The 13994-nt window shown below is 62.7% G+C and carries 15 protein-coding genes; 14 read left to right on the forward strand and 1 reads right to left on the reverse strand.

Annotation, left to right across the window (positions count from 1 at the left end; all coding sequences use genetic code 11):
* Positions 1–582: 582 nt before the first annotated feature.
* Both D7D26_RS03695 and D7D26_RS03700 read left to right on the forward strand, forming a co-directional pair.
* Positions 583–807: a DUF1659 domain-containing protein gene (locus tag D7D26_RS03695; RefSeq protein ID WP_120372075.1), complete on the forward strand. Its 225-nt coding sequence runs from the start codon at positions 583–585 to the stop codon at positions 805–807.
* Between the two features lie 39 nt (positions 808–846).
* On the forward strand, positions 847–1062 hold the full coding sequence (locus D7D26_RS03700) for a DUF2922 domain-containing protein (protein ID WP_078016895.1): 216 nt from the start codon (positions 847–849) through the stop codon (positions 1060–1062).
* 234 nt (positions 1063–1296) lie between these two features.
* Here the strand turns inward: D7D26_RS03700 and D7D26_RS03705 are convergent, their stop codons facing one another.
* The gene (locus D7D26_RS03705) at positions 1297–2052 is read right to left on the reverse strand and encodes a glycosyltransferase family 2 protein (RefSeq protein WP_158606256.1); all 756 of its coding nucleotides are present in this window, start codon (positions 2050–2052) and stop codon (positions 1297–1299) included.
* Between the two features lie 615 nt (positions 2053–2667).
* Here D7D26_RS03705 and D7D26_RS03710 point away from each other — a divergent pair.
* The 12 genes from D7D26_RS03710 to D7D26_RS03765 all read left to right on the forward strand — a co-directional run bounded on the left by D7D26_RS03710 (position 2668) and on the right by D7D26_RS03765 (position 13989).
* Positions 2668–3882 carry an ATP-binding protein gene (locus tag D7D26_RS03710; RefSeq protein WP_120372077.1) on the forward strand — a complete coding sequence of 405 codons (1215 nt, stop codon included), beginning with the start codon at positions 2668–2670 and terminating at the stop codon, positions 3880–3882.
* A 462-nt stretch (positions 3883–4344) separates the two neighbouring features.
* Entirely contained in the window at positions 4345–5145 is an 801-nt protein-coding gene (locus D7D26_RS03715) for a hypothetical protein (RefSeq protein WP_120372078.1), read from the forward strand.
* Complete coding sequence (locus D7D26_RS03720; protein ID WP_120372079.1) at positions 5127–5732, forward strand: hypothetical protein; 606 nt, start codon at positions 5127–5129, stop codon at positions 5730–5732. The genes D7D26_RS03715 and D7D26_RS03720 overlap by 19 nt, the downstream gene beginning before the upstream one ends.
* On the forward strand, positions 5732–7345 hold the full coding sequence (locus tag D7D26_RS03725; protein ID WP_158606257.1) for a PilC/PilY family type IV pilus protein: 1614 nt from the start codon (positions 5732–5734) through the stop codon (positions 7343–7345). Before D7D26_RS03720 ends, D7D26_RS03725 begins: the two co-directional genes overlap by 1 nt.
* 13 nt (positions 7346–7358) lie before the next feature.
* Positions 7359–8873, forward strand: coding sequence for a GspE/PulE family protein (locus D7D26_RS03730; protein ID WP_120372081.1), 1515 nt, complete (start codon positions 7359–7361; stop codon positions 8871–8873).
* Positions 8874–8878: 5 nt separating this feature from the next.
* On the forward strand, positions 8879–9964 hold the full coding sequence (locus D7D26_RS03735) for a type IV pilus twitching motility protein PilT (RefSeq protein WP_120372082.1): 1086 nt from the start codon (positions 8879–8881) through the stop codon (positions 9962–9964).
* Complete coding sequence (locus D7D26_RS03740) at positions 9961–11184, forward strand: type II secretion system F family protein (protein WP_120372083.1); 1224 nt, start codon at positions 9961–9963, stop codon at positions 11182–11184. Before D7D26_RS03735 ends, D7D26_RS03740 begins: the two co-directional genes overlap by 4 nt.
* An 11-nt stretch (positions 11185–11195) precedes the next feature.
* Positions 11196–11543: a type IV pilus modification PilV family protein gene (locus tag D7D26_RS03745; protein WP_120372084.1), complete on the forward strand. Its 348-nt coding sequence runs from the start codon at positions 11196–11198 to the stop codon at positions 11541–11543.
* A gap of 29 nt (positions 11544–11572) precedes the next feature.
* Positions 11573–12478: a type IV pilus biogenesis protein PilM gene (gene pilM, locus D7D26_RS03750; protein ID WP_120372085.1), complete on the forward strand. Its 906-nt coding sequence runs from the start codon at positions 11573–11575 to the stop codon at positions 12476–12478.
* Positions 12468–13001 carry a hypothetical protein gene (locus tag D7D26_RS03755; RefSeq protein ID WP_120372086.1) on the forward strand — a complete coding sequence of 178 codons (534 nt, stop codon included), beginning with the start codon at positions 12468–12470 and terminating at the stop codon, positions 12999–13001. The genes pilM and D7D26_RS03755 overlap by 11 nt, the downstream gene beginning before the upstream one ends.
* Positions 12998–13519 (forward strand): hypothetical protein, encoded by a 522-nt coding sequence (locus D7D26_RS03760; protein ID WP_120372087.1) that lies wholly within the window; start codon positions 12998–13000, stop codon positions 13517–13519. Before D7D26_RS03755 ends, D7D26_RS03760 begins: the two co-directional genes overlap by 4 nt.
* The gene (locus D7D26_RS03765) at positions 13516–13989 is read left to right on the forward strand and encodes a hypothetical protein (RefSeq protein WP_120372088.1); all 474 of its coding nucleotides are present in this window, start codon (positions 13516–13518) and stop codon (positions 13987–13989) included. The genes D7D26_RS03760 and D7D26_RS03765 overlap by 4 nt, the downstream gene beginning before the upstream one ends.
* Positions 13990–13994: the final 5 nt, after the last annotated feature.

Genomic DNA, 13994 nt, shown 5'->3' on the forward strand with positions numbered 1-13994 from the left:
TTGTAGCGTCCGTGAAGATCCCGCCGCACGAGGTTGTAGACCATCTCGCGGTAAGCGTAGATCTCTTTGGCTCTGGCGAAAATATTCACTGCGTAGAGACTCCTCTCGCATTCCGTGGTATTTTTTTGAATTGCTGAAAACACTGCAGAAATGATTTGTTTAAAGGGGCATTATGGAAGGGGCGTATTGACGATAGTCATCGGTTTTGCACGACAGATAACCGGCGAGTCTTTTGCAAAAAGGCGCGGGCAGAATAAGCTCCGGCCCGACGATCCTTGTTTTCTCGATCGGCATTATCTGACCTTGATTTCGGGATCTCTGGGGACGCACGTTTGAATTAACAGGCGGCGCGACGTGCTCATTATACGCAAGGTTCCGGAAAAATGCCAGTTTGCACCGATCGGATCCTGTTTTGTCGGGCGCGCTGGCGCGGCGTCCGCCGGTCGGTTCGTTTCACGGGCGCACCGCCGCGCGAAGTGGCGAGGCGCGGAAGGGAAAATTCTCTTCGGAAAAGACAACTGGTTGTATTTTAGACGATGGAAAAGCACTCTTGATGATGTAACGGGAAAGGAGGTGAGAACGATGGCTGCACAGATTGTTCTTGCGAACTGCAAACTGCGGATCAAAACCAAGGCCGGCACGTTGGAGAACGGCGCCGACAAGGTAAAGAGCATTTCCCTGACCGGGATCCGGAAAGGGGCCGAAGGCCAGCAGCTGCTCGACGTAGCGGGCGCGATCGGCACGGTGATCAGCAACCCGGTGCTGGAAGTGCTGCGCGTTGACGAGAACGTGGTTTCCGCCGAATAAGGCGGTTTGTGACGGGAAAAACGAAAGGAGGTGACGGGGATGCCCAAGACCCTTGCGATGAAATTCGGCCTGGCCAGCGGCGGCAAGCGCACCATTTCGGTGTCCGATGTGAAGGACGATCTGAACGCGGAGACGGTGACCGGCTGCATGAACGCCATCGTCGGAGCCGGCGCGGCGTTCGACGACGCGCTGACCGGCGCTCTCAAGGCGGAAGTGACCGAGCGTACCACCACGGTGCTGCTGGACAACGAGTAAAACGGAGAACAGATAAACCGAAAACAAGAGCGGCGCTCCGCGGAGCGCCGTCATAAAAATAGAGGCGCTGGAGAGTTTTTCCTTCCGCGCGCGATGACAAACGCCCGAGGCGAACGGACACAATGCGTTCGCTTCGGGCGTTTTTTTGTTATGTCTGCGGCCGTGAAACTCTGAAAAAAGCGCCGGTCACGCCGGAGCCCAAAAGCTCGATGGCTGTTCGGGGACGCCCCGAGTTTAGATATATTTCAAGAATCCCCGGATCGCGTATCCGCACATGTACTCTATTGATCGGAGCGCGCTCAGTCCCAGATGTTGCCGATAAATTTCCCATACGCCTCTGGCGGCGCGGAGCTTGCTGTGGTTGCGGGAGCCGGGGAGGATCAGGGTATCGGTCAGCGATTCCTGGCAGGCAAAGCAGTCGCACTCTTGGAGACACTGGAGCCAGCACAGGTAATCTTCGTGAATGGCGCGGGCGTCCATGGGGTGCTTTCGCGCCAGTTCGCTGCGGAGCATGACGGTGGAGCAGCCGATGGAGTTCCATTTGATCAGGTCGCCGCGGGTGATCCGCGGGGGAACACGCGACACTTTGCACAGAGTCCGCGCCGGGTAGGAAATCATGTTGTAGGCGCTGCACAGGAAGGAAGCGCCTTTTTGCTCCGCCAAGGCGAGCTGCCGTTCGAGCTTGTCGGGATGGAAGACGTCGTCGCTGTCGAGAAAAGCGATCCAGGGGGTCTTGGCGGCGCGGGCGCCGCGGTTGCGGGAGTCGGCGGCGCCGAGGTTGCGCCGGTTGCACAGAACTTCAAAACGGCGGTCGCGCACTGCGTAGCCGCTGGCGATCTTTAACGTTGCATCGTTGCCTTCCGGGCCGTCGACGATGACGAACGCGCGCCAGTCGGGGCAGGTTTGGGCGATCAGGCTGTCGAGGGCGAGCGAGATCGTCCTTTCCGCCTTCGAAGCGGGAATAATGACCGAGCAAAGCGCTGGATTCATGCTGAACCGTCCTTTGCGAACAAGAATCGTTTTGACGAAAAGCAAAGTGGAAGTCAGTATCTGCAAGATTTGTTCATTATACGAAAAGTTCCGGAAAAATGCCAGTCGAGCCCTGAGCCGGGAAAAGTCGCTGTGCATATTTGCCGGCCGTAATGTTCCACGTGGAGCTTTTTACTGCAATGTCCTGCAAAATCCGGGCTTTTCCCCTCGCGCAAAAATGCGGGCGCTGTCCGGGCCGGAAAAAAAGAGGCTGTCCCAAAAAGTCAATGGGAATGAAGACGACGGAGAGACGCACGTTGGAGCGATGGGAGCGTATTGATGAAGTGAAGGTCGTAAAGTCGAACTGACGAGTTTTAAGGGTTTCATCGGCGCGGAAAGCGGGGAGGAGCGATCATTGGAAAACGGTCCTAAGCTCTCGTTTTTGCCGTCGCGCCAGAAAATCTGATGAGGTTATCCTTGATGGATAGTAAGACGAGAAGTCTGTGATGCATGGGAATCTGAACTTGTTGATTTTGATTTTGACTAACACGTTAGCCAAAATCAAAATCAGAACTTTGCTTTGCGATTGTATTTGAATTATAATGATTTTATCCATGAAAGGGAGGTTATAGACTTATGATCAAGCGGGAGCGGTACATGGAGCGTATCCGGCCGTTCATCGGCAATGAGCTTATAAAGGTCTTGACTGGTTTGCGCCGTTCCGGCAAGTCCGTCATGCTTGAGCTGATTCAGGATGAGATCCTGAGAATGGGGGCTTCGCGAGAGCAATTTGTCTCAATCAACTTTGAACAAATGGACAACGCCGGACTCTGTACCGCCGAAGCGCTTCACGAGGAATTGAAACGCAGGATTTCCGGGATTCGCGGCAAGGCGTATCTGTTTCTGGACGAGATTCAGGAGGTCGAACGCTGGGAGAAATGCGTCAACTCCTGCCGCGTTGATTTCGATTGCGACATCTATATCACGGGCTCCAATGCAAAATTGCTTTCGGGGGAGTTGGCGACTTATCTCGCCGGTCGCTATGTCGAATTTGTCGTCTATCCTTTCTCGTTCGAGGAGTTTCTCGAGATGTCGCGGCAGAGAAATCCGGGACTGGGAGCTGTCGAAGCTTTCCGCAGTTATATCCAGCTCGGAGGCATGCCTTTCCTGACTCATCTGATCGAGAACAGAGAGGCGTGCGCTCAGTATCTTCGCGAACTCTACAACTCCGTGATTCTGAAAGACGTCGTGAGCCGCGTGCGAATTCGCGACGTGGATCTTCTGGAACGCATTGTCGCTTACGTTGTCGCCAACGTGGGACATCCTTTCAGCGCGTACGCTATTTCCAAATACTTCAAGAACGAGAAACGGGCCGCGGCTCACGATACGGTTCTGAACTATGTCAGAGCCTGCACGGATGCGTTCCTTTTCAACAGGATAAGCTGCGCGGACCTTATCGGTAAAAAAATTCTCTCGGTCAATGAAAAATATTACGTTGCCGATCATGGCATTCGCGAAGCTGTTTACGGTCAAAATATGAGAGACGTGGATCAAGTGCTGGAAAACATCGTCTGTACGGAAATGCTGCGCCGCGGCTACAGCGTCAACGTTGGCCGAAACGGTGCGAAAGAGATCGATTTTGTCGCCAGCAGGGGAGCCAGCAAGCTGTACGTGCAGGTCGCCTATCTGCTTGCCGGCAGGGAGACGGTCGAACGCGAGTTTGGCGCGTACAAAGGGATCCCCGACAATTTCCCCAAATATGTCGTTTCATCGGACGAGTTCGATATGGGGCGAGACGGCATCAAATACTTCAATATCCGTGACTTTTTGCTGATGAAAGAATGGGATTGAGCGCGTCGTCATAAAGGATCGCTTCGCGGCGAAAACGTCTGGAGGAGCGGAGAAGAACCGGTCGACGGCGCAAGCGCGAGGATGGGGCGCTGATTTCTTTCGGCGATCCGTTCTCGCGCTTTCATGTTTGCGGAGGCTGCCGACACATGTAGAACGGTGCGTCCCTGTCGCTGCGATCGGCGTGCATGGTTTTTCCTTATGGAGAGCCAAAGAGCGGGAGCAGACAGAATGCCGTGCTGATATGCGATCAGCAGATTTACTGTATCATTGGCGTTCAAAAACGAACGTATTTTTTGTGAACTTCTTCATAAAAAATATAAGAGGTCTCTCTTGATAAGAAAAAACAGTTCTGATAAAATAAAAAATAACTTATTGGGTTTATCGTTTCAATGAGGCTGAGAGTCGTGTTTAAGTGATGGGGAGGCCGGCGCGATGCGAAGCGGAAAACGCAGACGAAGAGGAATGACGCTTGTCGAGGTTCTGACGGCGCTTCCTCTTTTTGTTTTGCTGAGCGGCGGCGCCCTTTTCGTCATGCAGAATGCCGTCGAGTCCTTCCACCGCAGCGAGGATTATGTCTCAGGGGCCGGCTGGAGCAGCGCGGAACGCGTTTTCGCTTTTCTGGAAACTCCGGTGAAGCATTGCGGCGTCGGACTGCCCGAACGTTGGCAGGCGGATCTGTTTTCGCCCCCGCTGCCGCTGTACTCCATGCCGGCCTGGTCGCTCTGGCAAAAAAACGTTTCCGTCGGCGACTCCGTTGACGGATACGGTTTCCGCTCCGCCGGCGCCGGCTGGGGGAACACGCTCCGTCTCGTCTCCTGCATGCCGACGGGGAATGTCGTGCTGAAAGAGCTCCAGGCGGAAGCGAACGTTCCGGTGAAAAGTCTGTTCTCCGGCGCCGTCAAGGAAGAGAACACGGTGGACGCCAGGCTGTCGGTCAGCTGGCTTTTGTTCCCGGGGACGGAGGTGCCGGTGCGGATCGTCCGCGAGGCGGCCGGCGAATCTCCGACGGTGACGGCGCGGGTACCCCTTGCCGTGCCGTGGGGAACGCCGGTCTGCCGGCTTCTGGCGATGAAGGTTTTCGTTAAAAATGGAACGGTCTATGTCGATTATCATGACGGCAGTCATGAACAGCCGATGTTTCATGGCGTGCAGGCGCTGGGGTTTCGCCTTGACGAAGAGCGGCGTCTGCTCGGCGTCAAAGTGCAGTTCGCCGCCGGAGAAAAGGCGCTGGAGGCCTCGCGGACATGGAAGCTCGGACTCTGAAGCGGCGGGGCAGCGCTCTGGCGGTCCTGCTGATTGTCGTCTCGGCCCTGGCCGGAATGCTGGCGCTGGAGTACGCGCGCTGGCGCGGGCTGCAGCGGAGCGTCGGCGATTCCATCCTGCAGGCGAAGCTCGACGCGGCGGCGCGGGACGCGCTTGAACGCGCCACGAGGTGGATTTTTCAGCGCAAACCGGAAAACCCGCGCGGAGGATACGGGATGATGCCGGTTTCACCTGCGGCCGGCCCGGAACAGCTGGAGATCGCCGTGCCGCCGGACATCGGACGGTTCTCCACGGCTGACGCGGAGGTGGAGAGTCGCGTTCAGTGGTGCCTTTTTACCGTTTCTCCCTCTTTGAATGTGAATTCAAGGGTCGCCGCGTATCCGCCCTCGGTGGGCGGGATGTGCCTGGACGGCGAGCCGCCGCTGGTTTTTCGCCAGTCGTACGCGCAGCTTCAGGCGGGGCAGGCGGGACGCCCGCTTTTTCAAAAAGGGGCCTGGCGCGTTGTGGTCACGGCGCGTCCTCGTTTACCGGCGGCGGACGCGCTTCATGCCGTGACGCTCGAGCGGGTTGTCCTGGTGGAACGATGATGCGGCCGGGATTTCTCGGATTTCTCGCGGTCCTGTTTTTGTTTTCGGCGGAAAGTCTGCGGGCCGAGGCGCCGGCGCTGCCGGTAAACCGGCGGGAACTTTCCAGTTTCTCGCGGAATTCGGAGTGGGAACTGACGGGGACGCCTTTGCTCTTCCGGGAGAACGGACGCCGCGGCGGTTACGTGCCGCTGCGGCGGGAACGCCCAAGTCCCTGCGGCGACGAGGGCAAGATACAAAAGCGTCTCTTCGGCGACGCGTTCGAAACGGAACGGATCATCTGGGAGTCGTCCGTCGGATCGCCGCGCCGGGTGCTCGTCGTGCCGTGCGGGCGCGACGGGCCGGCGGCGGGGGAGCTGCGCCCGCTTGGCGGGTACGACCCCGCGGCGGGAAATTACTTCAGCGTCGATGAAGCGCTCTGGGACGAGTGGCGCGCCCGGCTTCAGGATGCGTTGCCGGGCGCGCCTTTTCCGGCCGCCATGGTCGACGCGGAAAACTCTCTGTACGTCCAGACCGACGACGGGCTGATATGCGCCTTCGACGCGGCGACGGGAAAAGAACGCTGGGCTTTTGCGCCGCCGCAGCTCTGCTGGAAAACGCGGGCGGAGGCCCTGGCGCGGGCGAGTTCCCCAACGGAGCTGCCCTGGCTGGCGGCCGGCGGTTTGACGGCGGAGCGGGTGACCGTTTCCTCGCGGGAACGGATTTTGCTGTGGGGCAGTTTGGGGCCGGGGGCCCGCGCCCTTTTCTGCCTCGACGTGACCGATCCCCTCGCGCCTTCTTTTCTTTGGGGGCGCGAGGATCTGGCAAACGGCGACTGTCTCTGCTGGGGCGGCGTCGAAGACGGCTGTTCGCCGCTCGGGTATGCCGCGGCGGCGCCGCTGGCGTTTCCCCTCGCCGGAAAATGGTCTCTGCTGGTGCCCTCCGGCGCCGGCGCGCGCGGGCGGCTGCTGAGCTACGACGCTTTGAGCGGGAAACTGACGGGGCAAAACGAGGGCGGCGGCGACGCGGAACTTTGCCTGCCGCCGCTGGCCCTGAACGATTCTTCCGGGCGCTTGCAGCGTGTGGCGCTCTGCGACAGCCGCGGCGGCGTGCAGATTTTTCTGCGCCAGGCGGAAGGTTTTCGTTTTTCCGAACGGATCGATCTGGAAAAGATAACGCTCTTCGATGAGTTGGATTTTTGTTTCGCGCCGATCCCCTGCCTTGTGCCCCGGGGGCTGTGGCTGGCTTTCGTCGGCGGGAACGGCGCGGACACTCTGGTCGCGGCCGCGCCGGAGGGGCTGAAAAGTCTGCGCTGGAGCGCGGCGCCCTGGCGCGGCAGCGGCTGGGGCTGGTGGCTGGAGCTCAAAGGTTTTCATGACGTCGTCAGCGCGCTTTTCTATGACGGGCTGCTCTACCTCTTGGGCCGGGAGGAGGAGCGCCGCGTTTTGCAGGTCGTCGATCTGACGCCCGGCAGGCTCGCGGCTGCGGAAACGCTCTCCGACAAGGCGGCCGCTCTGGCGGTCCGGGACGGCAAAGTCGTGGTGCTGGAAAACGGCGCGGACGGGCCAGCTGTCGTTCCCGTCTCGTCGGTTCTGCCGGCGCCGTCGTCGGGGATCTATTACACGCTCTACAGGTAAGGAGATGACGTCTATGACGCTTGGGGAAAGCGGCGCTCTGCCGCCGTCCCGCGTGGCGCTGGCCAGGCTGCATCCTGCGCCGGAGGCGCTGCGGCTGATCTCGTTCGAAACGGCGGCGCGGCTTTGCGTCCTGCCGCTGACGATCGCTGCCGACGGACATCTGCGCGTCATGGCGGAGGAGCCGCGGCGCCTGCCCTGTGCCGATGAACTGCAGACGCTGACGCGCCGGCGGGTGGAGCTGGTCCCCTCGACCGTTCCCGACCTCGCGGCCGAGATCCGCCGCGCCTATCAATTCTCGGGACGCATCGCCCGCCTCTCCGCGGATTATCTGCACGACGAGAGGAACGACGAAGCGGCACCGGAACGGCTGGACGACGCTTCGCCGGTTTCCCGGATCGTGGAGAGCATGATCGCTCAGGCGATCGGCGAACGCGCCTCCGACATCCACGTCGAGCCGGGCGAAAAAGAGTCGCGGGTCCGTTTCCGCATCGACGGCCGGCTTGTGGACGCGGTCCGTTTCCCGGCGGCGATCCACCGGGCCGTGACGGCGCGCGTCAAGATCATGGCGGGGATGGACATCGCCGAAAGCCGTCTTCCTCAGGACGGCCGCATTTTACGGGACGTCGACGGGCGCAAAGTGGATCTTCGCATTTCCACGCTTCCCTCCGTCCACGGCGAGAAAACGGTCCTGCGCCTCCTCGACCGGGAGCGGGCGCTGCGCGGGCTCGAAGGACTGGGCTGCGAGGCCGCAGAGCTGGCGCGGATCAAGGATCTGCTGAAGGTCCCCAACGGCGTCATCCTTAACACCGGCCCCACCGGCAGCGGCAAGACCACGACGCTGTACGCCATGCTGGAGCGGCTGAACCTTGCCGAGTTTAACGCCGTGACCGTGGAAGATCCCGTGGAGTACGACATTCCCGGCGTCACTCAGGTGCAGGTCAACGAGCGCAGCGGGCTGACCTTCGCCGCGGCGCTGCGTTCCATCCTGCGCCAGGATCCCGACATCGTCATGCTGGGAGAGATCCGCGACGGCGAAACGGCGCTGCTCGCCGTCCGCGCCGCGCTGACCGGTCATGTCGTCTTGAGCACGCTGCACACCAACGACGCCGCCAGCGCGGCGCTGCGCCTGATCGACATGGGCGCGCCCGCCTTCCTCGTGGCCTCGGCGCTGCGCGGCGTGATGGCTCAGCGCCTGGTGCGCAAACTCTGCCCTCATTGCCGGCAGCCGTACGCGCTGCCCGAACGCGAATGCGAGCGCCTGGAGCTTCCGCGCGGCAGCGTGTTTTACCGGCCTGTCGGCTGCCCGCGATGCGACGGCCGGGGATATGCGGGACGGACGGCGATCTTTGAGGTCCTCGCCGTCGACGAAGAAATCTCCGCTCTGATCGCGCGCGAGGAAAGCGTCTCCAGGCTGCTCGAGGCGGCCGTCCGCAAGGGCATGAGGACGCTGGAGCGCGGCGGCATCGCCAAAGCGCTGGCCGGCGTGACGAGTTACGAAGAAGTTTTCGGCGCCATCGACGTGAGGTGATTGCCATGCCGGAACCTGATCTGTGGGCTTTGTTCGACGAAGCAGCGGAGCGCCGGGCCAGCGACGTTCATCTTTCCTGCGGCCGCGCGCCGTTGTTCCGCGTCGACGGCCGGCTCGAGGACGGCGGGCGCGCCGTGGTCGGCCGGGAATGGCTGCTGGCGTCCATCAGGCGGATGCTCTCCGCGGCGGAATGGGACGACTGGGAACTGAATAAAAGCGTCAGCGCCGCGCATGAATTCGGCGCTCCCTCCGCGCCGAGGCGATTCCGCCTCAGCTGCTTCTGGAGCATGGGCCAGCCCGCGGCGGCGATCCGGTTGATCCCCGCTCGAATCCCGGCGCCGGAACAGTGCGGTTTGCCGGCGGTTCTGAAAAGACTCTGCGCGAAAGGCCACGGCCTTTTGCTGTTCACCGGGCCGTGCGGGAGCGGTAAGAGCACGGCGCTGGCCTCTCTGGTCGACTGGCTCAACGGGACGTGCCGCGTCCACATCGTGACGCTGGAAGATCCCGTTGAGTTCGTGCACGAGGGCAAACGGGCGCTGCTTCACCAGCGTCAGATCGGTCGCGATTGCCCAAGCTTCGCGGCCGGCCTGCGGGACGCTTTGAGGCAGGATCCCGACGTGATCGGGATCGGGGAAATGCGCGACGGCGAGACGATCTCCGCCGCCGTCACGGCCGCCGAAACCGGCCATCTGGTGCTGGCGACGCTGCACGCGCCGGACGCGTCCCAGGCCGTTGAACGCATCATCGACGTCTTTCCGGCGGCGCAGCAGGCGCAGATCCGCGCGCAGACGGCGCTTTCGCTGGCGGGCGTGTGCGCGATGCGGCTGGTCCCGCAGCGCGCGGGCGGCCGCTGCCTGGCCACGGAAATGCTCGTCGCCACGCCGGCGGTGCGGAGCGCGATCCGCGAGTCGCGCACGGCGCAGCTGAAGACGATGCTGCAAACGTCGCAGCGCGACGGCATGCACACGATGGAACAGTCTTTGCTGCGGCTCGTCGAGCAGGAGCGCATCGCGCCGGAAGCCGCCCTTGCCGGCGCGTTTGACGGCGAAGAGATGAAGCGTCTTCTGGACGGCCGGTCGATGACGTCATGAAATTCTCCTATCGGGCCCGGTCTTCCGCCGGAGAGCTGCGAACGGGCGTGGTCGAGGGCGCGAACGCGCGGGAAGCGGCGCGGCTTTTGCGTCGGCAGAGCCTGCTGCCGCTTGCGATCGAAGCCGGCGCTTCGGAAAAAGCGGCGCGGCCCGCGGCGTCGCTCTGGCGTAAACTGCGCGCTATCGGCACGATCCCGCTGCTGCAGAAAGCGTTGTTTTTCCGGGAACTGGCGCTCTTCACCGCGGCGGGAATCCCGCTGGGCGTTTCCCTGCAGCGGCTTGCGGAGACGAGCCGCTGCGTTCCGATGATCGAAAAGATCCGGCGGGTGTGCCGGGGAGTCAACGGCGGACACGCCATGAGCCGGGCGATGAGAGACGGCCGTTTTGGCGAGCCGGTCGACCGGATGATGCTCTCCGTCGGCGAAGAGACCGGGCGGCTTTCCGAATCGCTGGAGCTTGTGGCGGAACGGTACGAGCGCCGTGAACGGCTGCGCTCCCAAATTTTTTCCGCGCTGACCTATCCGGCGCTGGTGTTGTTCTTCTCTCTTGCGGTGCTTCTGGTCATGTTCGTTTTCGTTCTGCCGAAGTTCCACGGGATTTTCGCGCGTCTGAAAATTCCCATGCCGGCGCTCACGGCTCGGCTTTTTTACGTGAGCGGACATCTTTCGCTGATCCTGTCTTTCCTGTTTGCCGGCTTGGCTGCCGCCGCCGGCGCGCTCTGGGGGCTGCGCCGGGTGCCCGGGGCGCGTCTGGCGATCGACCGTCTGCGGCTGAAGGTCCCCGTCGTCGGCGCGCTGCGGGCGAAAGCGGCGCTGGCGCGTTCGCTGCGCAGTCTGGGGCTGCTGCTGAAATCCGGCGTGCCGTTGCTGCGTTCGCTCGAGCTCAGCGCGGAAACTTCTCGCAACGCCGCGATGGCCCGGACGCTGATGGAACTGCACGACGCCGCTTCCCGGGGAGTCGGCCTGGCGGCCCGGGCCCGGGAACTGGCTCTGCTGCAGCCGGTCACGGCGACTTTGATCGCGGCGGGGGAGCAGACTGGGAAAATGGACGAAATGTTGCTGCGGGCCGCGGAGTGGCATGAAAGGGCGCTCGACGAGGGGATCAAACGGCTGACGTCCGTCCTCGAACCGCTGTTGATCATCGCGGTCGGGCTGGCGGCCGCGGCCGTCGTCGCGGCGATCTTTCTGCCGATTTTGCAGGCGGTGCGGTCGTTCTCATGACGAGGGGCGCGATGAGAAAAGGTTTTCTGCTGGTCGAGTGCCTGATCGCCGCGGCGCTCGCGGCCGTTTTTCTGCCTCTGCTGGCCTCCGCCTTTACGGAAAACCTGCACGCCGCCGTTGAGCTTCGCCGTCGTCAGGAAGCCTGGCGGGGGGCGCTTTCGTGCGTCGAGGAAGTGGAGGCGTTGGGGAAGGTCCCTTCGCCAGAGAAGCTGTTGGAAAATTTTTCCAGCGGCTTCGCTTCGTTTGACGTTTCTGTCGACCTGTCGCCTTCGGCGGAGGGGAGCGTCTGTACGGTCCTGGTGACCTGGCCGGGACGGGGAGGAACGCGCGAAGTCAGGCTGTCCAGGCGGACTCGCTGAAGCGGTGTGCTCGGGGAAGGAGCGGGACGATGCTGTGGAAACGGAGAACTGAACGCTGCGCGGGGGCGGCGCTGGCGCTGCGCGATCGCTGTGCGTGCTACGGCGAACTTTTGCGGGAAGGCGGACGGGCGCGGCTCGTCAACGCCGATAAAATATCTCTTCCCGACGGGGTGGTCAGCCGCGGGCATCTGGTGGACGGGGCGGCCCTGGGCGCGTTTCTGCGCAGAAAATTGGCGTTCCGCTGGGGCAGGCTCCCTTTCGCCGTAGGGATCCCGTCGGCCGACTGCATTTTTCAGCTGTTTTCCCTGCCGGCGGCCGATCTGGAAGAGGCGCGCGCCTCCATGGCGTGGTGTTTTTCCGATTATTTCCCGTTCGATTTCGGCGAAGCGCTGTTCGATCTCTGCGAGGCGGCCGCGCCGGCCGGCGCCCGGCTGAACCTTGTGGGCGCGGCCTGTGCGAAGGCGCAGGTTGTGCCGTTTCTCGAAAGTCTGCGCGGCTCGCGGGGGCGCGTCTTCGCCGCGGAACCGCAGATCGTCGCCTCGACGCGCGCTTTCGCTTCCGTCATCGCCGCAGAGCGTTTCCTGCTGGTCATGGCACGCGAAGGTTCGCTGCACTGCGCGTTCGTCTCCGAGGGAAGCGGCTTGGTCTTTCGCAGCGTCGCCCTCCCGGCCGAAGAGTTTGCCTGGAATTCGCAGATGTGTTCGGAAATAAACAGGACCTTGGATTATGTTTCCGAAAACTTCGGCGGGACCGCGCCGCCGGTTTATATCGCAAAAGACGCCTCCGCGCCGGCCGCGCTCCCGTTCGGCGATCTGCGCGCGGCGGCGCGGGAGATCGATTTCGACGGCCTTTGTCCGGCGGCTCTCGTGCCTCCGGCCGATCCCGGCTGGTACGACGTCGTCGGTTTGTTGCTGAGGTTCGCTCATGAAGACTGAATTCAATTTGCTGCCGGCTTCCTATTTCGAGCCGGTCGAGCCGGGATGGAAGCGCTTTCTGCGCGAATACGGGGCGTTTGCCGTGATGTTTTTGTGTTTTTTGCAGTTTTTTATCTGCGCGCTGACGCTGTGGCCGCGTCTGCAGTCGCAGTACGCCGCGGTTTTGGAAGCGGAGCGCGAAGCGGCGGCGGCCGCGGCGCGTCTGAGCGAAGTGTGCGGGGAGCTTGAAGCGCACGACGGTCAGCTCAGGGCCATGATCGAGCACGGGCAAAGCTCGGCGCCGGCGCTTGAAATCCTGACGGCGCTCGCCGGCGCCTTGCCGGAGACGGGGGAGCTGGAAGCCGTCGCGGCGGACCGGGAACGCTGTCGGATCGAGATCCTGTTCGCCGATCGCGAGGCCGCGGATCACGTCCTCGAAAAGCTTGCGCGTCTGCCCTACGCGCCGCTGCGAATCACGGAGCGCCGGCTCCTGAGCGGCGGAAGTCTGCTCCTGTGTCTGGAAGGAACGAGGCGGGGACGATGAAAAAACTCACGGGGACGGCGCCCGTTTTTCGCGGGCTGGCGGCCGTCGCGCTGATGCTTGCCGTGGTGTGGGCGCAGAGTCGGATCGTGTCCCGCATCGACGATCTGAAAACGCGCACGGCGGAGCTGCGGCTGCTCGCCGAGCGCCGCGGAGCCCGCGCAGAAACGCTGGCGGCTCGGATCGCCGCTTTGCGGGAAGAGCGGGATCGTTTCGACAAACTGCCGATCGTTCCGGCAGACACGCCCGAAGATTTGAAGGCGGCGCTGGAACAGGGCGCGCTGGCGGCACAGGTCGAGTGCGCCGTGTCCCTGTCGCCGGATCCCGATCGGCTTGGGGCGGTGCGTCTCGAGGCGGCTTTGCGGGCACGGGGGCAGGGCATCCGCGCCTTTTTGAGCGAACTGCTGGCGCGCCGCGAGTTTTTTTGCATCGACCGCGTGGAGGCGCGCCGTACCGGCGAGCGGTCGTTCGGCGTGGACATGACGCTGTCGGCCTTTTTGCGGAAGGGGGCGGCGTCGTGAGCGCGATTCCCGGCAGGATCAGGACGGCGGCCGGCGTTTTCTGTTGGGGCTGCGCGATCCTTTCGTTGATTTTCACCGTCTTCTGGCAGCGTCGGCTCTTTCGTCCCGCGAAAATCGCCATCGCGGCGGCGGCGCCCGAGGAACCGGCGCCGGTCGCGCGGAGCGCCGAACTGGAACGGATTCTGCAGCGGCGGCTCGACGTCCTGAAGCGGGCGGCGGCGTGGGACGAATCATGGGACGGCGGCGACGATGCTTCGCCGGATGGGATCCTGAATCGTCCCCTTTTGGCGCTGCGCGGCGTCGTTTCGTCCGGCGGCCGGCAGTGGGCAGCCGTGGCCGTCGAAGGGGCGGCGGGGACGGTCCTGGCCGTCCCCGGGCAATCGCTGAACGGCGTGAGGATCCTGACGATCGGGCAGACGGGCATGACCTGTCAGTGGCGCGGGCAAAAATTTTTCGTGCCGCTGGAATAGGAGGG

It is taken from the genome of Pyramidobacter sp. CG50-2 (genome assembly GCF_003612005.1).
GTDB lineage: Bacteria > Synergistota > Synergistia > Synergistales > Dethiosulfovibrionaceae > Pyramidobacter.

Excerpts from the sequence above, each read along its gene's own strand:
- D7D26_RS03695 (WP_120372075.1), top strand. The coding sequence starts at position 583 with ATGGCTGCACAGATTGTTCTTGCGAACTGCAAACTGCGGATCAAAACC.
- D7D26_RS03700 (WP_078016895.1), top strand. The coding sequence starts at position 847 with ATGCCCAAGACCCTTGCGATGAAATTCGGCCTGGCCAGCGGCGGCAAG.
- D7D26_RS03705 (WP_158606256.1), bottom strand. The coding sequence starts at position 2,052 with ATGAATCCAGCGCTTTGCTCGGTCATTATTCCCGCTTCGAAGGCGGAA.
- D7D26_RS03710 (WP_120372077.1), top strand. The coding sequence starts at position 2,668 with ATGATCAAGCGGGAGCGGTACATGGAGCGTATCCGGCCGTTCATCGGC.
- D7D26_RS03715 (WP_120372078.1), top strand. The coding sequence starts at position 4,345 with ATGACGCTTGTCGAGGTTCTGACGGCGCTTCCTCTTTTTGTTTTGCTG.
- D7D26_RS03720 (WP_120372079.1), top strand. The coding sequence starts at position 5,127 with ATGGAAGCTCGGACTCTGAAGCGGCGGGGCAGCGCTCTGGCGGTCCTG.
- D7D26_RS03725 (WP_158606257.1), top strand. The coding sequence starts at position 5,732 with ATGCGGCCGGGATTTCTCGGATTTCTCGCGGTCCTGTTTTTGTTTTCG.
- D7D26_RS03730 (WP_120372081.1), top strand. The coding sequence starts at position 7,359 with ATGACGCTTGGGGAAAGCGGCGCTCTGCCGCCGTCCCGCGTGGCGCTG.
- D7D26_RS03735 (WP_120372082.1), top strand. The coding sequence starts at position 8,879 with ATGCCGGAACCTGATCTGTGGGCTTTGTTCGACGAAGCAGCGGAGCGC.
- D7D26_RS03740 (WP_120372083.1), top strand. The coding sequence starts at position 9,961 with ATGAAATTCTCCTATCGGGCCCGGTCTTCCGCCGGAGAGCTGCGAACG.
- D7D26_RS03745 (WP_120372084.1), top strand. The coding sequence starts at position 11,196 with ATGAGAAAAGGTTTTCTGCTGGTCGAGTGCCTGATCGCCGCGGCGCTC.
- pilM (WP_120372085.1), top strand. The coding sequence starts at position 11,573 with ATGCTGTGGAAACGGAGAACTGAACGCTGCGCGGGGGCGGCGCTGGCG.
- D7D26_RS03755 (WP_120372086.1), top strand. The coding sequence starts at position 12,468 with ATGAAGACTGAATTCAATTTGCTGCCGGCTTCCTATTTCGAGCCGGTC.
- D7D26_RS03760 (WP_120372087.1), top strand. The coding sequence starts at position 12,998 with ATGAAAAAACTCACGGGGACGGCGCCCGTTTTTCGCGGGCTGGCGGCC.